Source organism: Brevundimonas sp., from assembly GCF_046295595.1.
Classification (GTDB): domain Bacteria; phylum Pseudomonadota; class Alphaproteobacteria; order Caulobacterales; family Caulobacteraceae; genus Brevundimonas.
On record NZ_JBKBMX010000002.1, the window covers coordinates 1 to 20,799 of the forward strand.

The window sequence follows — 20,799 nt, forward strand, 5'->3', positions numbered from 1 at the left end:
AGCTCAAGCACTTCCGCCGCATCGCCACCCGCTTCGACAAGCTGGCCCGCAACTTCCTCGCCGCCGTCCTGCTCGCCTCAACACGCCTCTGGCTCAGGGCTTATGAGTCCAGAACCTAGGGGCTAGAAGAAGTCAGCGCCTAAACTCCAGACCCTAGACCCTAGACCCTATTCCGGCCACGTCTCGCGGCTCGCGCCCAGCACCTCGCCCGCGAGGTACAGCGAGCCGCAGATGACCACCCGCCCGGCTCCGAGACGCAGCGCCCGCTCCAGCGCCTCCGTCGCCGAGGCGCATGCGGTCGCGCCGAGGCCGTGGCCGCGCGCCACGGCCGCGAGAGCCTCGGGTTCAGCCGCCATGCCCTCGAACGGGGTGGTGAAGACCGTCGCCCCGGTGGGCTTGAGCGCCTCGAAGAAGCCGCCGGCGTCCTTGTTGGCCAGCAGCCCGGCGATCAGGGCCAGAGGCCGGGGCGCCCGCGCCTGCCGCTCCAGCAGGGTCCCGGCCAGCGCCCGCGCCGCGTGCGGATTGTGCCCGCCGTCCAGCCACAGCTCGGCCTCCGCCGCCCGCGCCGCCTCGGCATAGGGTCCGGCCGTCAGCCGCTGCATCCGCGCCGGCCAGCGCACGGTGCGCAGGCCGTTGGCGATGGCCTGCTCCGGCAGGTTCAGCTCCAGCGCCACGGCCACCGCCAGTCCGGCGTTGTCGACCTGATGCGCGCCGGCCAGGGCCGGGGCGGGCAGGTCGAGGAAGCGGTTCTGGTCCTGGAAGGCCATGCCGCCGCGCTCGGCCCAGGCGTCGAAATCCACCCCCATGACGGTCAGTGGCGCCTGCACCGCCCGGGCCGCGACCTCTATGGCCGCCATGGCCTCTTCCGACTGGCGGGCGATCAGGCCGGGCGCGCCGGGCTTGAGGATGCCGGCCTTCTCCACCGCCACGCCGCGCAGGCTGGTTCCGAGGAACTCCGCATGATCGAGGTCGACCGGGGCGATGACGCTGAGCAACGGCCGCTCGATGACATTGGTGGCGTCCAGCACCCCGCCGAGGCCGACCTCAATCACCGCGAGGTCGGCCGGGATCGCGCTCATGGCGAGGAAGGCGGCGGCGGTGGCGCTTTCGAACACCGTCGCCTCGGTGTCCACGGCCTCGACCCGGTCAAGGGCGGCGCTCAGCGTCGCGTCGTCGATCAGCGTCCCGGCGAGGCGGATGCGCTCGTTGAACCGCACCAGATGCGGCGAGGTGTAGGCGTGGACGCGCAGGCCGGCGGCCTCGGCGATGGCGCGGATGAAGGCGACGGTCGAGCCCTTGCCGTTGGTGCCGGCGACATGGATCACCGGCGGCAGGCGGTTCTGGGGGTCCCCCAGCCCGGCGCACAGCGTCCGCATCCGCTCCAGCGACAGGTCGATGCGCTGGGGATGGCGCGCTTTCAGTCGTTCGGAGATCGGGTCCATCGGCCTAGGCCGCCCGGCGCTTCCCACCCATCAGCATCGACAGGATCCGGCCGAGGGTTTCGGGCAGCTCGGCCCGCGGCACGACCTTGTCGACCATGCCCTTCTCCTGAAGGTATTCGGCGCGCTGGAAGCCCGGCGGCAGCTTTTCGCGGATGGTCGCCTCGATGACGCGCGGGCCGGCGAAGCCGATCAGGGCCCCCGGCTCGGCCAGATGCACATCGCCGAGCATGGCGTAGCTCGCGGTGACGCCGCCGGTGGTCGGGTCGGTCAGCACCACGACGAACGGCAGCTGGACCGCCTTCAGCTCCTGGATGGCCAGGGTGGTGCGGGCCATCTGCATCAGGCTGAGCGCGCCCTCCTGCATTCTCGCCCCGCCGGCGGCGGTGAAACAGACCAGCGGAACGCCGCGCGCGACAGCGGCCCGGGCGGCGGCGATAAAGGCCTCGCCCGCGGCCATGCCCAGCGAGCCGCCCATGAAAGTGAAGTCCTGGACGATGACCACCGCCGGCACGCCGTCCAGCGCGCCGAAGCCGATGGCCATGGTGTCCCTGCGGCCGGCCGCCTTGCGGGCGGCGGCGAGGCGGTCCTTGTACGGCTTGCCGTCCGAGAATTTCAGCGGATCCTCGGGCACGTCGGGCGTGTCGATGGGCTCGAAGGCGCCGTCGTCGAAGGTGTAGCGCAGCCGCTGTTCGGCGTTGATGCGCATGTGGCGGCCCGAGGGCGTGACCCACAGCGAGGTCTCGAGGTCCGAGCGGTACAGCATCTCGCCCGAGTCGGGATCCTTGACCCACAGGTTCTCGGGCGTGTCGCGCCGGTTGACGATCTTGCGCACGCCGGGGGCGAAGCGGGACAGCCAGCCGCCGCGCTTCTCTTGCTGGGGTTTGTTCTTGTCGACCATGGGCGCGCTTTAGACGTTTTCGCTGACGCGCGCACCCCGGACCGCATCGGCGAGGGACCGCACCTTCGCCAGAACGCGCCCGGCGGCCGGTTCGTTCGTCTCGAGCGCGGCCTGGACCTCGTCGACCAGCACGGAGCCGGCGACCACCGCGTCGGCCACCCGGGCGATTTCGGCCGCCCGCCCGGGCGTCTTGACGCCGAAGCCGACGGCGACAGGCAGGCCCGAGGCCGCGCGCACGCGCGCCACGGCCGGGGCCACCGACAGGGTCTGGGCCTCCTTGACCCCGGTCACGCCGGCGACCGAGACATAGTAGACGAAGCCCGAGGTCCGTTCGGCGATGATCTTCAGCCGGGCGTCGTCCGAGGTCGGGGTGGCGAGGCGGATCAGCGACACCTGCGCCGCGTCGAGCGCGTCCGACAGCGGCCCGGCCTCTTCCGGCGGGCAGTCGACGACGATCAGGCCGTCGACGCCGCTGGCCGCCGCGTCACGGGCGAAGGCGTCATAGCCATAGGTCTCGATCGGATTGAGATAGCCCATCAGGATCACCGGCGTGTAGGCGTCGCGGGCGCGGAAATCCGCCGCCAGCGCCAGCGTGCCCTTCAGGGTCAGACCGGCCTTGAGCCCCCGCAGGGCGGCGCGCTGGATCGGCGGCCCCTCGGCCATCGGGTCCGAGAAGGGAAAGCCCAGCTCGATGATGTCGGCCCCGGCGGCCGGCAGGCCGCGCAGAATCTCCAGCGCCTGATCCCAGGTCGGATCCCCGGCCATGACATAGGCGACGAAGCCGGCCCGGCCCTCGGCCTTCAGCGCGGCGAAACGGGCGTCGATACGGGCGGTGGTCATTCGACCTCCGGCGCGCACACGTCGCCCGGCACGGTGGCGACGCCCAGCCAGGCGACGCTGTCGGCCGTCGTCGGGGCGGAGGTGTCGCGCACGATCAGCATCTGAACCGTCTCGCAGCCGCCGCCGTCCTTGCGCCGCACCAGTACGGCGCGATTGGGGCCGCCGTCGGCGACCAGCCAGCCCTTGCCGGTCAGCTCGGCGACATAGGCCTGGGCCACGCCCTCCATCGCCGACAGCGGCGCGCTGACGCACCAGGCGCCGGCCAGAACGGCCTGGTTGCCACAGTCAGGCGCGGCCGTGGCCCCGGCCAGCAGCGGCAGGTCCGGCCGCCCGGCCTGCCCGTCCCCGGCCGACAGGGCCGCGGCCATCATCATCGCCATCATCATGTCAGAGCTCCACGCCGAGGTGTTTCGCCACGGCGAAGATGTCCTTGTCGCCACGGCCGCACATATTCAGCACGACATCGCCGCCCACGCCCACTTCGCGGGCGATCTCGCCGACGCGGGCGAGGGCGTGGCTGGGCTCAAGGGCGGGGATGATGCCCTCCAGCCGGGCGCACAGCTGGAAGGCTTCCAGCGCCTCGGAGTCGGTGGCGGCGCGGTATTCGGCCCGGCCGATGTCCTTGAGCCAAGCGTGCTCCGGGCCGATGCCGGGATAGTCGAGACCGGCGGAGATCGAATGGCCCTCGAGGATCTGGCCGTCGTCGTCCTGCAGCAGATAGGTGCGGTTACCGTGCAGCACGCCGGGGCGCCCCCCCTGCAACGAGGCGGCGTGGTCCGGCCCGTCCAGCCCGCGCCCGGCCGCCTCGACGCCGATCAGCCGCACGCCGGCGTCCTCGATGAACGGGTGGAACAGGCCGATGGCGTTGGAGCCGCCACCGATCGCCGCGACGACCGCGTCGGGCAGTTTCTCGCGCCGCGCCAGCATCGAGGCCCGCGTCTCGCGCCCGATAACCGACTGGAAGTCGCGCACCATGGCCGGATAGGGGTGCGGTCCGGCGGCGGTGCCGATCAGATAGTAGGTGTCCTCGACATTGGTGACCCAGTCGCGCATCGCCTCGTTCATGGCGTCCTTGAGCGTGCCGCGGCCCGAGGTGACCGGCACCACCTCGGCGCCCAGCAGCTTCATGCGGAAGACGTTGGGCGACTGCCGCTCGACATCGGTGGCGCCCATGTAAACGACGCATTGCAGGCCGAAGCGGGCGCAGACGGTGGCGGTGGCGACACCGTGCTGGCCGGCCCCGGTCTCGGCGATGATCCGCGTCTTGCCCATCCGCATGGCCAGCAGGATCTGGCCCATGCAGTTGTTGATCTTGTGCGCGCCGGTGTGGTTCAGCTCGTCGCGCTTGAACCAGATGTTGGCCGCGCCGTAGTGGTCGGTCAGCCGCTCGGCCAGATACATCGGGCTGGGCCGGCCGACATAGTCGGTCAGGAAGCCGTCCAGCTCGGCCTGGAACGACGGGTCCGCCTGCGCCGCCGCATAGGCCGCGCCCAGTTCGAGCACCAGCGGCATCAGCGTCTCGGCCACGAACCGCCCGCCATAGGGGCCGAAACGGCCCTCGGCGTCGGGCATGGCGTACTGGTTGGGGATGCTGGCGTTCACGGGCGAAGCTTTCACGCTCAATCGGGGCTTTTGGGGGAGCGGCGGAAATCAGGCCGACCGGACGGCCTCGAGGAAGGCCGCGATCAGGGCCGGGTCCTTAACACCCGGGGCGGTTTCCACGCCAGAGGACACATCCACCAGAGGCGCCCCCGACACCCGGATGGCCTGCGCCACATTGTCCGGGGTCAGGCCGCCGGCGACGAACCAGGGGTGGCGGAAGGCGCGGTCGGCCAGCAAGGTCCAGTCGAACCGCGCCCCGACCCCGCCGGGCAGGGCCGAGCCCGCCGGCGGCTTCGCATCGAACATCAGATGGTCGACGAACGGCTCCCAGTCATTGGCGCCGGCGAAATCCTCATGCACGCGGATCGGCAGGACCTTGATGATCCCGGCCCCGGTCAGGGTCCGCGCCCGTTCGGCCTGTTCGCGGGTCTCGTGACCGTGCAGCTGGATCAGGTCGGGCTTGAGGATCAGGGCGATCTCGGTCAGCAGGGCGTCGTCGGCGTCGACCGTCACCGCCACGATCTTCGCCCGGCCCCGCGCCCGTTCGAACAGGGTCGCGGCGTGCAGGGGATCGATGTGGCGCGGGCTCTTGGGGAAGACCACCGCGCCGACAAAGGCCGCGCCGCCGGCGAGGGCGGCGTCGAGGGTTTCCGGCGTGGTCAGGCCGCAGATCTTGGCGGAGGTCATGCGGCGAAGATGGCGTCGATGCCGGCCGGATCCAACAGCCGCCACTCGCCGGGCGCCAGATCGTCGGGCAGGGCGAGGCCGCCGACCCGTTCGCGGTGGAGGGCTTCGACGTGGTTGCCGACGGCGGCGAACATGCGCCGCACCATGTGATAGCGGCCCTCGGTCACCGTCAGCCGGGCCTCCGTCGGCGACAGCACCTCCAGCACGGCCGGCGACAACGGCTTGTCCTCGCCCTCCAGCACCAGACCGCCGGCGGCGAAGATGTCGCCCTCGGTCCCGACCAGCGGTCGCGCCAGCGTCGCGCGATAGACCTTGGCGACATGGCGTTTGGGCGAGATGACCCGGTGCAGCAGGTCGCCGTCGTCGGTCAGCAGCAGCAGGCCCGTGGTCTGTTTGTCCAGCCGGCCGATGGTCGAGATGGCCGGGTCGCGGCGGCGCCAGCGCGGCGGCAGGACGTCGTAGACGAGGGCGCCGTCCTCCTTGCGCGAACAGGTCATGCCCAGCGGCTTGTGCAGCATCATCACCAGACCCGGCGGCGGGTCCAGCGGTTCGCCGTCGACCTCCATGCGGGCCGGCAGGTCGGGGGTCACGGCGATCCGCTTCGACACGTCGGTCAGATCGACGCCGTCGAGGACGACGCCGCCGGCCTTGCCGAGCCGCGCCATCTCGGTGCGCGAGCCGTAGCCCATGGAGCCGAGCAGCTTGTCCACGCGGGCCGTAGGCGTCTTCACTTCACCGCCTCGATGACCTTGTAGCCGCCCTTGTCGGCGAGGGGTTGCGAGCGTTTGAAGGCGGCGGTGATGTCGGCCTCATAGGGCAGGTGGCGGTTGGCGACGAGCCACAGGACGCCGCCCTTCTTGAGCAGGGCCGCGGCCTGACGGATGAAGGCCTGGCCGAGGCGGCGGTCCTCGGCGCCGCCGTCGTGGAAGGGCGGGTTCATGACCACGAAGTCGAGTTCGCCCTGCGCCTCCACGGTGCGGGCGTCGGCCCAGTCGAAGGTCGCGCGCGGGTCATCGACATTGCGGCGGGCCGCCTCGATGGCGCGGCGGTCGAGGTCGATGAGGCGCAGGGCTGTGACCGCCGGCGAGCCCAGCACCACGGTGGCGAGCGCCCCGTAGCCGCAGCCGAGATCGGCGCCGGCGCCCTTGAGCGGCGGCAGGGTCTGGGCCAGCAGCAGGGTCCCGGCGTCGACCCGGTCCCAGGCGAAGATCCCCGGCTGCGACCAGGCGTCGAGCCCCGGGACGAGGCGCGGCGCGCCGGCCTCGATGGCCGCGTCGAGCCCGGTCAGGGTCTCGGGCCGGATGACGACGCAGCGGCGGTGGTGGGCCTTGGCGCTTTCGCCGACCTCGAGGCCGAAGGCCTCCAGCTCCTTCTTCAGCCGCGAGCCGCCCTTGTCCTTGGGGGCCATGGCGTCGAGCCGGCCGCCGGGCTTGAGCGCGCGCAGGGCGAGGGCGAGGGTGTGGCGGCGCTCCAGCACCCCCGGCGGGGCGTAGATCATGGCGGCGTCGGCCGAGCCTTCGGCCAGGCTCTCGAGCGGCGTCGAGCCGGGGATCAGGGGCGAGGTCTGGACCGCGGCGCCGGGGGGATCGAACACCGCCGGGGGGCGGCCATACAGGAGGGTCGTCATCAAAGCGCCTGCGCTATCAGCCCGGCGGCCTCGGCCGGCGAGAGTTGGTTGGTGTCGAGGGTGAGCGACGCGGGCGGCATGGAGCCGGTGTCGAACGCGCCCCGGGAAAGAAGGTCCGCGAACAGGGCGGGATCGGTCAGCTTGCCCGTACCGTGACGCGACTCCGAGCCGATGCGCGTCAGAAGCACCCCGGCGGGGGCGGTCAGCTCCACCAGCACGACGCGGGCGCCGGCGCGACCGGCCTGATCGAGCAGCCCATGTATGAAACCCGGGTCCACCGAGGGCTCGGGATTGAAGGTGAAGATCACGCCCTCGATCCGCGCCGCGAAGATGGCTTCGAACGCCCCTCGCCAGACCGCCGCGCGCAGGTCGCGAAAGCCGGGCGTGCCGAAGTCGAACAGGCTGAGGGCCAGATCGACGGTCAGATGATTGTCGAACAGGCGAAATCCGGTGAGATCCGCCAGTCGTCGCGCCACGGTCAGTTTTCCGACCGCGGGCGGGCCGTATAGCACGATCAGGGTGGTCATAGCCGGCCTATAGCGGCCTCAGGCCGGCGGCGCGACCGCGACATCGCCGAGCAGGGCGGCGAAGCGGCGCAGGGCCTCGTCGGTCAGGACGGGATCGTAGCGCATCGGCGGGGCGCTGCTCGGCTCGTCGAAACTGTGGGTGCCGTCGGCGACCCAGGTCTCGACCTCCGCGCCGCAGTTGCGGACCATGTCATGGACCCGCTCGGCGTTGCGCACCGTGGTCAGGTGGTCGGTGCGGGCGATCACCGCCAGGGTCTTCGGGCAGTGCCGCCACGGCCGCATCCGGTTGGCGGCGGCGACTCCGACATAGGGGTAGGCCAGATACGTCGCGACCACCCCGTCAAGATTCACAGCCCCGGGATCGGCGACCCCCAGTCCGGGCCGCGACCGGTCAGCGCTCATCGCCTCCATGATGCCCCAGCCGCCATGGCTCCAGCCGGCGAGGGCGATCTTGGCGGCGTCGACGTCGGGGCGTTGCGAGACGCCGTACAGGGTGGCGAGGATGTCGCCGGCGCGCTCGTGGCCGCGCAAAAGCAGGCCCGAGCAGACCGTGGCCATGGCGAAGGTCCGGCTCCAGCCGCGCGGGGCGTAGGAATCGAGGGTGAAGGCGCGCCAGCCGGCCTGTCTGGCGACCTCGGCGTATTTCGGCAGATGGCCGCGCAGGCCGCCGCAGCCGTGGAACAGCAGCACCGCCGGACGGGGCCGGTCGTCGTCGGGGCCGGTCACGGTAGTGTGGGGCTCGAGCCGGGCCCAGCGCTGGGAGAGGGTGTCCATAAGCGCCACCATAGCGGAGGGCGGGCGCGGCGGAAGCCGGGATGGGTCGGGGAATATTACCCGGGTAGAATAGAAAAACACCGTCCAGATAGTCCAGACCGTCCGGATCGTTCGGCCTGAAGCGGCCGGCGTGGGATGCGATTGTCAAAGACCCGGGCGAAGCGCCGGCAGTCTAGACCGGCGCGCTCCTGTGGCGGGTTGTTGACGCTGGGTTTTGGGCAGGTGGCTGAAATCGCGGAGTTTCGTCGCCGGAATCGTGATGGCTGGCGGCGAATTGTCAGCAGAGGCGAGGCCTGTCTCCTCCGTCGCGTAGCGATGGGAGGGGACCGCGAAGCGGTGGAGGGGTGAGGACCGTGCGGCGGCGCCCCTCCACCACCCTGCGGGTGGTCCCCCTCCCCACTGCGTGGGGAGGAGACGGTCCGCGCTCAAGCAGCGAGCCGCCGCGCGGCGAGCGTTAGCGCCCCAGGCGTCAGTGCCGGAACACGCGGACGCCGGTGAAGGCCATGGCCACGCCGGCCTCGTCGGCGGCGGCGATGACTTCGTCGTCGCGGATCGAGCCGCCCGGCTGGATCACCGCCGTGGCGCCGGCCGCGACCGCTTCCAGAAGGCCGTCGGCGAAGGGGAAGAAGGCCTCGGAGGCGCAGGCGCTGCCCTGGGCCAGGGAATGGGCCAGGCCATTGGATTCGCCGGCCTCGCGGGCGCGGATGGCGGCGATGCGGGCGCTGTCGCGGCGGTTCATCTGGCCGGCGCCGATGCCGGCCGTCTGACCGTCCTTCGCATAGACGATGGCGTTGGACTTGACGTGCTTGGCCACGGTGAAGGCGAACAGCATGTCCTCGATCTCCTGCGGCGTCGGCTGGCGGCGGGTGACGATCTTGAGGTCCGAGGCGGCGATGCGGCTGCGGTCGCGCGACTGGACGAGGAAGCCGCCGGCCACCGAGCGGAACACCTCGCCGGCCGCCAGCGGATCGGGCAGGCCGTCGGTCAGCAGCAGACGCAGGTTCTTCTTCGCGGCGAAGACGGCTTGCGCCTCTTCGTCGGCGCCGGGGGCGATGACGACCTCGGTGAAGATGTCGGTGATCAGCTTCGCATCGGCGCCGGTCAGGGTGCGGTTGACGGCGATGACGCCGCCGAAGGCCGAGACGGCGTCGCATTCCAGCGCCCGGGCATAGGCCTCGGTCAGATCGGCGCCGACCGCCACGCCGCACGGATTGGCGTGTTTGACGATGACGCAGGCCGGGGCGGCGAACTCGGCGACCAGCTCATAGGCCGCGTCGGCGTCGGCGATGTTGTTGTAGCCGAGTTCCTTGCCCTGCAGCTGACGGGCCTCGGCCACGCCGGGGCGACCGCCTCCGGTGCGATAGAAGGCGCCCGTCTGGTGCGGGTTTTCGCCATAGCGCAGGGTCTGGGCCAGCGACCCGGCGATCGACTTGCGGGCCGGGGCGGCGTCCTCGACCTGACCGGCGAACCAGCCCGAGACGGCGGCGTCATAGGCGGCGGTGCGGGCGAAGGCGCGGGCGGCGAGGCGTTTGCGCAGGTCCAGGGTGGTGGCCCCGTCGGCCTTCAGCGCCTCGACGATCAGGCCGATCGACTCGCCGTCCACCGCCACCGCGACATAGCCGTGGTTCTTGGAGCCCGAGCGGATCATCGCCGGGCCGCCGATGTCGATGTTCTCGACCACGGCGTCGAAGGCCCCGCCCGAGGCAACCGTTGATTCGAACGGGTACAGATCGACCCAGACGATATCGATCGGGCCAATGCCGTGGGTGGTCATGGCCTCAGCGTGGTCGGCGGCGTCGCGCACGCCCAGCAGGCCGCCGTGCACCACCGGGTGCAGGGTCTTGACCCGGCCGTCCATCATCTCGGGGAAGCCGGTCAGGTCGGCGACGTCCTTCACCGGCAGGCCAAAGCCGGCGATGGCGGCGCGGGTGCCGCCGGTCGAGACCAGTTCGACGCCGAGCTCGTGCAGGGTGCGGGCCGCATTCTCCAGCCCGGTCTTGTCGCTGAGCGAGATCAGGGCGCGCTGCGGCGCCACGCGGTCGGGCGCGGGGGGAAAGTCGGGAGCGGCGGGCATGGCGGCGTCCGTGTCTGGCGTGGGGTCGGGGGAGAGGCCGCGCCTCTAGCACCGTCCGGGCCGGGCTGGAACCACCGGGGTCAGACCGGGCCGAAAATCAGCCCCGGGAGCGACAGGCCTCAGGCGCTCCGGGCCGAACGCGCGTCAGGCCGGACCCAGGAGACGGCCGGCAGGGCCTCGACCTCGGGTTTGGCGAGCAGATAACCCTGCATCAGGGAGACGCCGAGATCGCGCAGGACGTCGTACTCCCCGACCGTCTCGATCCCTTCGCACACCGGCTGGATATCAAGGTCGCGCAGCATGTCGAGCGTGTGGCTGACGATGGTCCGCTTCACCCGGTCGGTGTCGATGTCGCGGATCAGGGCCATGTCCAGCTTGACGACGTCCGGCTGGAATTTGCTGAGCAGGCCGATGCCGGCGAACCCGGCGCCGAAATCGTCGATCGCGGTCTTGAAGCCCATCGCCCGGTAGGCGCGCAGGATGTTGAGGATATGCTGGGTGTCCAGCGCCTCTTCCTCGGTGAATTCGAAGATGATCCGGTCCAGCGGAAAGCCGGTCTTCATCGCCGCGGCGAGGGTGGCGCGGATGCAGGCGCGCGGCTCATAGACGGCGTTGGGCAGGAAGTTGATCGAGAGACAGGCCCCGCCGGCCGCGAGGTCCAGCCGGGCGGCGAGATCGATCGCGGTCGTCCGGCACAGCTGGTCGAAGCCGTAGCGGTTGTCGGCCGAGACCTGGGCCAGCACCTCGCCGGCGCCCTGTCCGCCTTGGCCGCGCACCAGCGCCTCATAGGCGAAGACGGTCTCGCCGCCGACGTCGACGATCGGCTGGAAGGCCATGGTGATCGGGAGGTCAAAACCGACCCCGTCCTTACAGGCTACGCAAGACATCGCGGGACTCCTTGTTGTCCGGCTTATGACCTGAAAAGATTAAGATTTCTTCGAACGCCGGTCGGGCGACAGGCGTCAGGCCGCGAGGCGGCCGAAATCGACCACGACCGGCTCGCGCCCGAGCAAGGCCAGGAAGCGCCGGAAATCGGCCTGGGTGAGGGCCGTCGTCGCCGTATTGGTCAGCGGGTGGAAGTTGACGATGTCGGCCTCCCACAGCGCCTGGTCGAGGACCAAGGTCACGCGCCGGTCGACGTCGTTGATCAGCCCCAAGGCCGTCACCGAGCCGGGCGTCAGGCCCAGCGTCTCGTACAGCAGCGTCTTATTGCCGAACGACAGCCGATCCGAACCCATCGCCGCCGGGGCCTGCTTCAGGTCGATGACCGTGTCCTGCCGCGCCGAGATCAGCCACAGCCGGCCCTTCCTGTCCTTGAGGAACAGGTTCTTGGTGTGGGCCCCGGGCATCGCCGCCTTGAGCTCGAGCCCCTCTTCGACGCGGAACACCGGCGGGTGGTCGTGGGTCGTCTGGGCCACGACTTTTTCGGCCATCCAGGCCAGCAGGCGGTCGCGGTCGAAGGCCGGTCCGGGGGGGAGCGTCTTGTGTTCGGTCATGGCGCGCCGCTAGTGAGAGGGACCATCCCCGATACCCTCCGGAGCGCCGCCGTGGAACTGGAATGCTACCCGATGTCGGACCAGCCCTGCGATATGGTGCCGGGCCGCCAGCCGCGCGACTGGATGGACGCCTTCCCCAGCCGGCACCCGTACCGCTGCCTGCCGCTGACCATGGCCAACACCACCGGCTGGGAGATCCTGTGTCCGCTCGGCTTCACCGCTGAATGGAACGGCGGGCCGAGCCAGAACGACATCGTCATCACCCCGGACCGGCATTCGCCCAATCTGCACCATGTGGTCACCTCGCACTTCTCGCGCGGCGTCCTGACCCTGCATCCGCAGTATCTGTTCCGCACCCCGCCGGGCTGGGGCCTGCTGGCGACGGGCGCGCCCAACCACGTCAAGGACGGCATCGCCCCGCTGACCGGCCTGATCGAGACCGACTGGCTGCCCTTCCCCTTCACCATGAACTGGATCTTCACGCGACCGGGCCGGGTCAAGTTCGAGCGCGGCGAGCCGTTCTGCTTCATCACCCCGATCGAGCACCGCAAGGCCGAGGCCTTCGAGCCGGTGATCCGCTCGCTCGACTCCAATCCAGTGATGAAGGGGCAGTTCGAGGCGTGGAACCGCCAGCGCACGGATTTCAACAAGCGGCTCGCCTCGGGCGATCCGGACGCGGCCAAGGAGGCGTGGCAGCGGTTCTACTTCAAGGGCGAACTGCCCGAGGAACTGGGCGCGGCGCCGGCGACGCATACGAACAAGCGGCGGCTGAAGACGCCGAGGTTGGGGTAGGCAGCAGGCAGCAGGCAGCAGGCAGCAGGCAGCAGGCAGCAGGCAGCAGGCAGCAGGCAGCAGGCAGCAGGCAGATCAGGGCGACAGGGTCGGCGTCAAGCCGAACCTGTTCCTGCTGCCCGCTGCCTGATCGCTCGTCCTACATCGCCCGGGCGACGCGCGGTCCGAGGTTCTGGACCACTTCGCGGGCGTCGAAGGCGTTGGGATCGCCTGCCGGCTTGGGACCGTTGCCGACCACGATCTCGGCGAGGGCCTCGTAGCGGTCGATCTCGCGGATATCCATGCTCGGTCCGAACGGATCGGCCCACGGCGACCACAGGCCGCGGCGGTAGTAGCGCCACGATGGACCCCAGTAGGGGCGGTACCGGTCGTAGTAGAACGGGTCGGGCGAGGCGGCGTAGCGCACGTCGCGCTCGGTGGCGCGGTTGACCGTGGCGAACCAGTCATGACCGCTTTCCAGCGTCACCTCGGCGGCGCGCAGCAACAGCCCCATCTCGACCTGTTCGCGGGAGGTCACGGAATTGCCCGCGAAATTGACGCGGAAATGGGTCTGATCGACCCGGACGTCGGAATAGCCGTAGCGGCTGCCCTGTCCGGCCGGGGCGTAGGGGGTCGCCGTTGCGCAGGCGGACAGGGCGAGCGCCGCCGCCATGGCCAGGACGGCGGGTTTGAGGACGCGAGTCTTCATCTGAAATCTCCTTGAGCGCCCATAAAGCGCCCTCCCGGCTGAACGGGACATGAACAGCGCGGTTCCCCGCTCCGACAAGCCCTTATAATCGTGAGATAATAAGCACGGACGCCGCCAGCAGCAGGGCGCCGGTGGCGAGGGCGAACAGGCGCCGGAAACGCGGCTCCGACATCCGCCGGGCCAGGGCCGCCCCGCCCAGACCGTAGGCCGACATCGACAGCACGTCCATGCCGATGGTGGCGAGGGCGAACAGGGCCAGTTGCGGCGCCGCCGGGCGGTTCACATCGAGGAACGGCGGCAGCACGGCCGAGAAGAACAGCACCACCTTGGGATTGGCGATCTGGACCATGAAGCCGTCCCGCAGCGCGCTGCGTCCGGGGCGCAGGGGCGGGGCATGGCCGTCGTCGACGGGGCGGAAGGCGCCCCTGAGGGCACCGATCCCCAGCCAGGCGACATAGAGGGCGCCGCCGATCGAGATCAGCCGGAAGGCCTGGGGAAAGGCGACCACCAGGGCGCCGAGGCCGAGAGCCGCCGCCGCGAACCAGACCAGGGTGGCGGCGTTCATGCCGACCACGCCGGCGAGGGCCCCGGCGGGCCCGCGCTGCACGCCGTTGGCGACCGAGAACAGATTGGCCGGGCCGGGCGTCACGGCCATCACGGCCATGACCCCGAGGAAGGTCAGATACAGGTGCGGATCGACGGGAAGGCCGGACATGGCCGCCGTGTCGCGTCAGCCGCGTCCGCGGTCAAGCGGGAGATCAGCCTTCGTCGGCCGGATCGGTCTCGACGGCCGCGGCGGCCTCGACCTCGGCCGCGACGGCGTCCATTTCCGCCTCGAGCCCCTCCATCTCGGCGTCGACCTCGTCCAGCGCCTCGCCGACGGCGTAGTCGGCCATCAACCCGTAGGTAGCGAGGTGTTCGGGATCGTTGGACGCCCAGGCGCCGTTGGCGGCCATGCCCTGGACGCCGGCGAGGGCGCCGGAGGCGTGCGCTCCGGCCATGGCCTCGGCGGTGATGGCGGCGACGTCGACGCCGGCCAGCGCTTCGGCCACCATGGCCTCGATATCGATCCCGGCGAGAGCTTCGGCGGCGATGGCGCCGGCGTGTTGCGTGGCCAGGGCGGTGAAGGCGCTGACGTCCGGCTGATACTCGGTCCACAGGGCGGCGATGCGCGCCTCGCGCTGCTCCTCGGTGAGGCTCTTGTCGTCGGAAATGGCCTCGGCGCGGGCGCCGAAGGACTCCATCCGGGCCTCGAAGGTCGCGGCCGCCTGTTCGAGCGCGGCTTCCGACGGCCCCTTCGCCTCCTGGGCCACGGCGGTGGAAAGCGGCAGCAGGGCGAGGGCGGCGGCGAGAGAGAGGGCCTTGATCATGGCGGAGCTCCTGAAGGACCCGCGCAAGGTCCGTCGAACGCCGTCCGAGCTCAAGTGAAATCGCGGTAAGGCGGCGGCGGGCCGAAACGCCGCCGCCTTCGCCGGATGGGTCTATTCGGCGGCGGCCGGAGCGGTCGGCGGAGCGGCCTGGGCGGCGAGGGCGGCCTGGGCGGCGGCCCGCACCTGGGCGGGAATGCTGGACAGGGCGGTCTCGACCCCGGCCTTGGCGCCCGTCAGCTCGGCCCGCTCGCTCTCGTCGGTGGCGGCGGCGGCCTCGGCGTCGATGAAGGTCCCGAAGGCGACGACGAAGCCGTCGATGTCGGGCTGGTAGCGGGCGAGGATGGCGTCGACGTCGGCCATGCCCTTGGCCTGGTCGGAGCCGGCGCCGGCGATGGCGGCTTCGATCTCGACCTTCATCTCGTCCATCCGACCCTTGAAGGCCTCGCCCTGGGCCTCAAGGGCGATCGCGGCGGGCGAGGGCGCCTCGGCGGCCGCGGCGGCCGGAGCGGCGGGGGCGTCCTGGGCGAGGGCGGGCGCGGCGAAGGCGAGAGCGGCCGAGGCGGCGAGAATGATGCGAAGGGCCATGGGAAAGTTCCTGTTCGTCTGGAGGAGACCGTCCTCCTGCGGGGAAGGTGGCGCCAAACCGGGGCGGGGGCGAGGCCCTTTGTTGCGGGCGCGGCCCTATAGAGGCCGCATATCCCGCCCCGGATCTCCGGGAATCAACGGTCGCGCCGGTCCCGCTTGCCCAGCACGCGCAGGCGCAGGGCGTTCAGCTTGATGAAGCCGGCGGCGTCCTTTTGGTCATAGGCGACGGCGCCGTCCTCGAAGGTGACCAGTTCCTGGTCGTACAGGCTGTCGGCGCTCTCGCGGCCGATGACGGTGGCGTTGCCCTTGTAGAGCTTGATCCGGACCGTGCCCGAGACCTTCTGCTGCGAATGGTCGATGGCAGCCTGCAGCATCTCGCGCTCGGGCGAAAACCAGAAGCCGTTGTAGACCAAATGGGCGTATTTGACCGCCAGCTCGTCCTTCAGATGCATGGCCCCGCCGTCGAGGGTGATCGACTCGATGCCGCGGTGGGCGTCCAGCAGGATGGTCCCGCCCGGGGTCTCATAGACGCCGCGCGACTTCATGCCGACGAAACGGTTCTCGACGAGGTCGAGGCGGCCGATCCCGTTGTCGTGGCCGTACTGGTTCAGGGCGGTCAGCAGGGTGGCCGGCGACATCGCCTCGCCATTGATAGAGACCGGGTCGCCCTTGTCGAAGCCGATGGTGATGACGGTCGCAACGTCCGGCGCCTCTTCCGGCGACAGGGTGCGCTGGTGGACGAATTCGGGGGCCTCGACCGCCGGATCCTCCAGCACCTTGCCCTCGCTGGACGAGTGCAGAAGGTTGGCGTCGACGCTGAATGGGGCCTCGCCGCGCTTGTCCCTGGCGATCGGAATCTGGTGCTGCTCGGCGAAGTCCAGCAGGTGTTCGCGCGACTTGAAATCCCACTCGCGCCACGGGGCGATGACGCGGATGTCGGGCTCCAGCGCATAGTAGCCGAGTTCGAAGCGGACCTGGTCATTGCCCTTGCCGGTGGCGCCGTGACAGACGGCGTCGGCGCCGACCTGACGGGCGATCTCGATCTGGCGTTTGGCGATCAGTGGGCGGGCGATCGAGGTGCCGAGCAGATACTGGCCCTCGTACAGGGCGTTGGCGCGGAACATCGGGAAGACGTAGTCGCGCACGAACTCCTCGCGCAGGTCGTCAATGAAGATGTTCTCTTCCTTGATGCCCAGCTTCAGCGCCTTTTCGCGCGCCGGCGCCAGCTCCTCGCCCTGGCCGAGGTCGGCGGTGAAGGTCACGACCTCCGCGCCGTATTCGGTCTGCAGCCATTTGAGAATGATCGAGGTGTCGAGGCCGCCCGAATAGGCGAGCACGACCTTTTTCGGCGCGGGCAGGGTCATGGGAGGGTCCTTGGGGAGGAGGCGCGATTCGCGCGCTTAAAGGACCAAGACGCGCCCAACGCAACCCTCTCCCATTGGGAGAGGGCTTGAGCGCCCGGGAGCGAAGCGATCGGTCGCGCGAAAGGGTGAGGGTCGAGGCGTCCGGGGGCGGCTTCGCCGCATCCGCCAGCCGACCCTCATCCGGCGCTGCGCGCCACCTTCTCCCATCGGGAGAAGGGAAGCATCATTCACCCCCACGGCCCCGGGGCCCGCGACGGGGTGGTCGGGACGCTGGTGCGGGGCGGTCCGGCGGCGACCTCGGCGATGGCCGCCCGGCGCGGCGCCAGCCCCATCCTCGTGCCCAGTTCCATCAGCGCCCGCACCCGGTTGCCGGTCGCCGGGTGGGTCGAGAACAGACTGTCCGCGCCGCGGCCCGACAGCGGATTGATGATAAACAGCTGGCCCGAGGCCGGATTGCGCTCGGCGGTGACATTGACGATCCGCTTCGACCAGCCCTCGATCTTCTGCAGGGCCGAGGCCAGGGCGCCGGGATCGCCGGCGATCTCGGCCCCGACCTTGTCGGCCTCGTATTCGCGGGTGCGGCTGATCGCCATCTGCACCAGACCGGCGGCCATGGGGGCGAGGATCATCAGGGCGAGGGCCCCGATCAGACCGCCGGGCCGCTCCTCGTCGTCGCCGCCGCCGCCGAAGAACAGGGCGAAATTGGCCAGGGCGGCGATGGCCCCGGCGACCGTGGCGGTCACCGTCATGACCAGGGTGTCGCGGTTCTTCACATGGGCCAGCTCGTGCGCCATGACGCCGCGAATCTCCTCGCGGGTCAGCATGTCGAGCAGGCCGGTGGTGGCGCAGACGGCGGCATTGGCCGGATTGCGGCCGGTGGCGAAGGCGTTGGGCTGGTCGTTGGGGATGATGGCGATGGCCGGACGCGGCAGGCCGGCGTCGCGCGCCATCTGCGCCACATCGGCGACATAGGTGCGCACCACGGCGTTCGGATGGGTCTCGTCGACCGGCTGGGCCCGGTACATCTTCAACACGATCCGGTCGGCGTTCCAGTAGCCGAACAGATTCATCCCGCCGGCGAGGACCAGGGCGATCAGCATGCCGGTCGCGCCGCCGATCAGATACCCGAGGCCGGCGAACAGGGCCGTCAGAAAGGCCAGCAGGGCGAAGGTCTTGAGATGGTTCATCGGCGGAAAAAACTCGGGACGACTGGCGCGGGCTTGACCGCGCCCTAACTTGTGGAATCCCGCCCCGTGGCTCAAGACATCCGCGCTGTGACCGATCATCCCACCACCAACGCCCCCGGCCCCGACGTGACGCCGGGGCTCGCCCCGCCCGCGCTCAATACGGACGTGCCCCACGCCACGCCGGAGCGGCCGCTCAGCGACGCCGCGCGCCGGGCCCTGCTGGAAGCGGCCGAACGTCGCGCCTCGGGCGACGAGACGGCGCTGGCGCCCGAGCACGGCGGCCCGCGCGGCCCCGAACCGACCCGCTATGGCGACTGGGAGAAGAAGGGCCTGGCCGTCGATTTCTGAATCGGCGAACCCCGCGGTCGGCGAACTTTGGCCGTCGAACGGCGTTAACCCTGATGAACAGGAGACGCCGTCATGATCCGCACCCTCGCCGCCGCCGGCGGCCTGTCGCTGGCCGTCCTCGCCCCGATCGGCCTGGCCGGAAGCGCGGCGGCCCAGACCTGGGGCCAGCCGGTCTATGTGACCCCCTATGGCGGCAGGGTCGGCGGGACGCCGCTGTCGGAGGTCGAAACCCGGTCGTATGGGACCACCGGCCGCCGGGCCGACGGTTATGCGGATCAACCCTGGTTCCATGGCCCGGCGCCGGCCTACGGCGTCCGCTACGGCCATGGGCGCGGCGAGACGGGTTATGGCCACAGCCGCTACGAGCGCCGACCGCATCCGGGTTACCGCGACGTTTGGGGCTATGATGACGACCGGCCGGCCGCGGCGCACGGCTGGTCGCGCGAGCGCCGGTCCGACCGCGATTGCGGCTGCGGCGACGTCTATCTGTACGACCGCTGAGGCCCGAAAGGGTTAATTTTCACGCCGTCCGGGGAATGCCGGGGCCGACTATTCGCCCCCTCGGTGCATTCCGAACCCTTTTCATTCCAGTGACTTAGAACGGCTCCAGTTCCGGAGTTCGTATCATGCGCGTGTTAACCCTTTCCGCCGCCGTCCTCGCCCTTTTCGCCGCCTCCGCGGCCCAGGCCGGAGATCCCCGGGGCGGCGGCCATCGCCCTCCGCCCGCTCCGTGCTGCGGCGGCGGCCACGGCGGTGGCGGGCATGGCGGTGGCGGCCATGGCGGCGGCTCGCACAATGTGAACGTCAATGTGAACGCCAGCGCCCGGGCCTCGGCTTCGGCCCATGCTTCGGCCGGCTCGTACATCAACGCCCGGACCTATGACGTCGGCGGCGTTCGCGGGCGCGGATATGGTGGCGGCACGGTCTATGTCGGCGGCGGCTACGGCGGCGACGCGGGCGGCTATGGCTCCGTCGGCGGCCCGGTCTATCACGACATCGACCGTCGCGTGATGGCCTGCGCCAGCGCCCCGTTCGGCTATGTCGTCACCGGCTTCGGCCGCGACGGCCGCCGGGCGCCGAGCTGCGGCGGCGGCTACCGCGAGACCTCGTACGAGGACCGCGGCGGCCGCTACGGCTACAGCGAGCGCCGCGACAGCTATGAGGAGCGGTCGTACGAGAGCTACGAAAGTTACGAGGAATCCTCGGCCTATTACGGCGGCTATGGCGAAGAGCGGTACGAAGACCGCCGGGCCCCGGACTACCGCCATGAACGCCGGGTGGAGCACCGCCCGCAGCCGCGGCCGCGCCCGGTCTATGTGCAGGGGCCGCCGGTCTATGTCGAAAGCCCGCCGGTCTATGTCCAGGGGCCGCCGGTTTATGTGCGGCCGTCGGACGTCCATGTCGCCCCGCCGCGGGTCCACGTCGCCCCGTCGGACGTCTATGTCGAGGCCCCCGATGTGCACCTCGCCGCGCCCGATGTGTCGGTCGAGCCGCCGCGGGTCCATGTCGAGGCTCCGCGCATCCATCAGGCTCCGCCGGTGCACATCCAGCAGCCGGACGTCTATGTCCCCGCCCCGCCGCCGGTCTATGAGGCGCCGATGACGCCGAACCAGTACTACGGCATTGACGGTGAGACGCCGCCTCCCCCGCCGCCGCCCGCGCCGCGCCAGTATTACAGCCAGGAGCCGGGCGAGCGCGGCTAGGCGGCGCCGGCCATCCCGGCGACGATGGCCGCGGCCGCCGCGGCCGGGTCGGCGACGCCGACGACCGGCCGGGCGACGACCAGATGGGTCGCGCCCGCGCCGAGGGCTTCGGCCGGCGTGGCCACCCGTTGCTGGTCGCCCTTGTCCGCCCCCGCCGGCCGGACGCCCGGGGTGACGATCAGGAAGTCGGGGCGGCCGGCTTCCGTGGCGATCGACCGTGCCCGCGCCGCCTCCAGCGGGCTGGACACCACCCCGTCGACGCCGCAATCCAGCGCCTGACGCACGCGCCGTTCGACCAGATCGCCGGCCGTATAGCCGTAGCCGATCTCGGTCAGGTCGGCGTCGGACAGGCTGGTCAGCACCGTCACCGCCAGCAGTTTCGTGCCCGTTCCGGCCGCGTCGCGCCCTTTCACGGCGCCGCGCATGACCTGGGGGTGGGCGTGGACCGTCAGCAGGTCGCAGCCGCCCTCGGCCACGGCCCGCGCCGCCCCCTCCACCTGGGCGCCGATGTCGTGCAGCTTCCAGTCCTGGAACACCGACTTGCCGGCGGCCCGCAGCTCATGGGCGAAGGCCACGCCGCCCGGGCGCGCCAGCAGGGTCAGGCCGACCTTGTAGGCCGAAACGGAAGCCCCAAGCCGCTCGACCATGGCCCGGGCGGCGTCGATGGACGGCAGATCGAGGCCGATGATCAGGCGCGGGTCGGTCGGCACGGGCGTCATGGCGTCCCTCCTTCGGCTCAGCTAAGGACTGGAGGCGCGGGCGGGCGTCAGCCTTGATGACCGTTGTCGGATGAAT

At 70.8% G+C, this 20,799-nt stretch carries 24 protein-coding genes and 1 pseudogene; 5 read left to right on the top strand and 20 right to left on the bottom strand.

Going from position 1 to position 20,799, the window contains the following annotated elements:
- Positions 1 to 119 (top strand): annotated as a pseudogene (locus tag ACK4JY_RS01205) (IS5/IS1182 family transposase); the annotation flags it as partial.
- A 48-nt stretch (positions 120 to 167) separates the two neighbouring features.
- Here the strand turns inward: ACK4JY_RS01205 and ACK4JY_RS01210 are convergent.
- From ACK4JY_RS01210 to ACK4JY_RS01270, 13 genes are all read right to left on the bottom strand, one after another.
- Positions 168 to 1,442: a bifunctional folylpolyglutamate synthase/dihydrofolate synthase gene (locus ACK4JY_RS01210; RefSeq protein ID WP_409602373.1), complete on the bottom strand. Its 1,275-nt coding sequence runs from the start codon at positions 1,440 to 1,442 to the stop codon at positions 168 to 170.
- A 4-nt stretch (positions 1,443 to 1,446) separates the two neighbouring features.
- Positions 1,447 to 2,340: an acetyl-CoA carboxylase, carboxyltransferase subunit beta gene (accD, locus tag ACK4JY_RS01215; RefSeq protein ID WP_409602375.1), complete on the bottom strand. Its 894-nt coding sequence runs from the start codon at positions 2,338 to 2,340 to the stop codon at positions 1,447 to 1,449.
- Positions 2,341 to 2,349: 9 nt separating this feature from the next.
- Complete coding sequence (gene trpA / locus ACK4JY_RS01220; protein ID WP_409602377.1) at positions 2,350 to 3,180, bottom strand: tryptophan synthase subunit alpha; 831 nt, start codon at positions 3,178 to 3,180, stop codon at positions 2,350 to 2,352.
- Positions 3,177 to 3,566 carry a hypothetical protein gene (locus tag ACK4JY_RS01225; RefSeq protein ID WP_409602379.1) on the bottom strand — a complete coding sequence of 130 codons (390 nt, stop codon included), beginning with the start codon at positions 3,564 to 3,566 and terminating at the stop codon, positions 3,177 to 3,179. The genes trpA and ACK4JY_RS01225 overlap by 4 nt, the downstream gene beginning before the upstream one ends.
- A gap of 1 nt (position 3,567) precedes the next feature.
- Positions 3,568 to 4,782 carry a tryptophan synthase subunit beta gene (trpB, locus tag ACK4JY_RS01230; RefSeq protein ID WP_409602381.1) on the bottom strand — a complete coding sequence of 405 codons (1,215 nt, stop codon included), beginning with the start codon at positions 4,780 to 4,782 and terminating at the stop codon, positions 3,568 to 3,570.
- A gap of 48 nt (positions 4,783 to 4,830) precedes the next feature.
- The gene (locus ACK4JY_RS01235) at positions 4,831 to 5,469 is read right to left on the bottom strand and encodes a phosphoribosylanthranilate isomerase (RefSeq protein ID WP_409602382.1); all 639 of its coding nucleotides are present in this window, start codon (positions 5,467 to 5,469) and stop codon (positions 4,831 to 4,833) included.
- A complete protein-coding gene (locus ACK4JY_RS01240; protein ID WP_409602605.1) occupies positions 5,466 to 6,158 on the bottom strand; it encodes a pseudouridine synthase in 693 nt (230 codons plus the stop codon). Before ACK4JY_RS01240 ends, ACK4JY_RS01235 begins: the two co-directional genes overlap by 4 nt.
- 38 nt (positions 6,159 to 6,196) lie before the next feature.
- Complete coding sequence (locus ACK4JY_RS01245; protein WP_409602383.1) at positions 6,197 to 7,096, bottom strand: class I SAM-dependent methyltransferase; 900 nt, start codon at positions 7,094 to 7,096, stop codon at positions 6,197 to 6,199.
- Positions 7,096 to 7,623 carry an AAA family ATPase gene (locus ACK4JY_RS01250; protein WP_409602384.1) on the bottom strand — a complete coding sequence of 176 codons (528 nt, stop codon included), beginning with the start codon at positions 7,621 to 7,623 and terminating at the stop codon, positions 7,096 to 7,098. Before ACK4JY_RS01250 ends, ACK4JY_RS01245 begins: the two co-directional genes overlap by 1 nt.
- Positions 7,624 to 7,641: 18 nt before the next feature.
- A complete protein-coding gene (locus ACK4JY_RS01255) occupies positions 7,642 to 8,397 on the bottom strand; it encodes a dienelactone hydrolase family protein (protein WP_409602385.1) in 756 nt (251 codons plus the stop codon).
- 469 nt (positions 8,398 to 8,866) lie between these two features.
- Positions 8,867 to 10,471 carry a bifunctional phosphoribosylaminoimidazolecarboxamide formyltransferase/IMP cyclohydrolase gene (gene purH, locus ACK4JY_RS01260; RefSeq protein WP_409602386.1) on the bottom strand — a complete coding sequence of 535 codons (1,605 nt, stop codon included), beginning with the start codon at positions 10,469 to 10,471 and terminating at the stop codon, positions 8,867 to 8,869.
- A 119-nt stretch (positions 10,472 to 10,590) separates the two neighbouring features.
- Entirely contained in the window at positions 10,591 to 11,358 is a 768-nt protein-coding gene (locus ACK4JY_RS01265) for an EAL domain-containing protein (RefSeq protein WP_409602387.1), read from the bottom strand.
- A gap of 75 nt (positions 11,359 to 11,433) precedes the next feature.
- On the bottom strand, positions 11,434 to 11,967 hold the full coding sequence (locus ACK4JY_RS01270; RefSeq protein WP_409602388.1) for a prolyl-tRNA synthetase associated domain-containing protein: 534 nt from the start codon (positions 11,965 to 11,967) through the stop codon (positions 11,434 to 11,436).
- A 51-nt stretch (positions 11,968 to 12,018) separates the two neighbouring features.
- On the opposite strand from ACK4JY_RS01270, the gene ACK4JY_RS01275 reads away from it, so the two are divergent.
- Positions 12,019 to 12,759, top strand: coding sequence for a DUF6065 family protein (locus ACK4JY_RS01275; protein ID WP_409602389.1), 741 nt, complete (start codon positions 12,019 to 12,021; stop codon positions 12,757 to 12,759).
- 139 nt (positions 12,760 to 12,898) lie between these two features.
- Here ACK4JY_RS01275 and ACK4JY_RS01280 read toward each other — a convergent pair whose 3' ends face one another.
- From ACK4JY_RS01280 to htpX, 6 genes are all read right to left on the bottom strand, one after another.
- Positions 12,899 to 13,447 carry a CC0125/CC1285 family lipoprotein gene (locus ACK4JY_RS01280; protein ID WP_409602390.1) on the bottom strand — a complete coding sequence of 183 codons (549 nt, stop codon included), beginning with the start codon at positions 13,445 to 13,447 and terminating at the stop codon, positions 12,899 to 12,901.
- Positions 13,448 to 13,529: 82 nt separating this feature from the next.
- Positions 13,530 to 14,162 carry a LysE family translocator gene (locus ACK4JY_RS01285; protein ID WP_409602391.1) on the bottom strand — a complete coding sequence of 211 codons (633 nt, stop codon included), beginning with the start codon at positions 14,160 to 14,162 and terminating at the stop codon, positions 13,530 to 13,532.
- A 43-nt stretch (positions 14,163 to 14,205) separates the two neighbouring features.
- Entirely contained in the window at positions 14,206 to 14,817 is a 612-nt protein-coding gene (locus ACK4JY_RS01290) for a hypothetical protein (protein ID WP_409602392.1), read from the bottom strand.
- Between the two features lie 111 nt (positions 14,818 to 14,928).
- Complete coding sequence (locus ACK4JY_RS01295; RefSeq protein WP_409602393.1) at positions 14,929 to 15,402, bottom strand: translation initiation factor IF-2; 474 nt, start codon at positions 15,400 to 15,402, stop codon at positions 14,929 to 14,931.
- Between the two features lie 134 nt (positions 15,403 to 15,536).
- Positions 15,537 to 16,766 (bottom strand): argininosuccinate synthase, encoded by a 1,230-nt coding sequence (locus ACK4JY_RS01300; RefSeq protein ID WP_409602394.1) that lies wholly within the window; start codon positions 16,764 to 16,766, stop codon positions 15,537 to 15,539.
- 227 nt (positions 16,767 to 16,993) lie between these two features.
- Entirely contained in the window at positions 16,994 to 17,953 is a 960-nt protein-coding gene (gene htpX, locus ACK4JY_RS01305) for a zinc metalloprotease HtpX (protein ID WP_409602395.1), read from the bottom strand.
- A gap of 87 nt (positions 17,954 to 18,040) precedes the next feature.
- On the opposite strand from htpX, the gene ACK4JY_RS01310 reads away from it, so the two are divergent.
- From ACK4JY_RS01310 to ACK4JY_RS01320, 3 genes are all read left to right on the top strand, one after another.
- Positions 18,041 to 18,301 (top strand): DUF1674 domain-containing protein, encoded by a 261-nt coding sequence (locus tag ACK4JY_RS01310; protein ID WP_409602396.1) that lies wholly within the window; start codon positions 18,041 to 18,043, stop codon positions 18,299 to 18,301.
- Positions 18,302 to 18,373: 72 nt separating this feature from the next.
- A complete protein-coding gene (locus tag ACK4JY_RS01315; protein ID WP_409602397.1) occupies positions 18,374 to 18,802 on the top strand; it encodes a hypothetical protein in 429 nt (142 codons plus the stop codon).
- 125 nt (positions 18,803 to 18,927) lie between these two features.
- Positions 18,928 to 20,004: a hypothetical protein gene (locus ACK4JY_RS01320; protein WP_409602398.1), complete on the top strand. Its 1,077-nt coding sequence runs from the start codon at positions 18,928 to 18,930 to the stop codon at positions 20,002 to 20,004.
- Here ACK4JY_RS01320 and pyrF read toward each other — a convergent pair.
- A complete protein-coding gene (gene pyrF, locus ACK4JY_RS01325; protein WP_409602606.1) occupies positions 20,001 to 20,714 on the bottom strand; it encodes an orotidine-5'-phosphate decarboxylase in 714 nt (237 codons plus the stop codon). The genes ACK4JY_RS01320 and pyrF overlap by 4 nt on opposite strands.
- Positions 20,715 to 20,799: the final 85 nt, after the last annotated feature.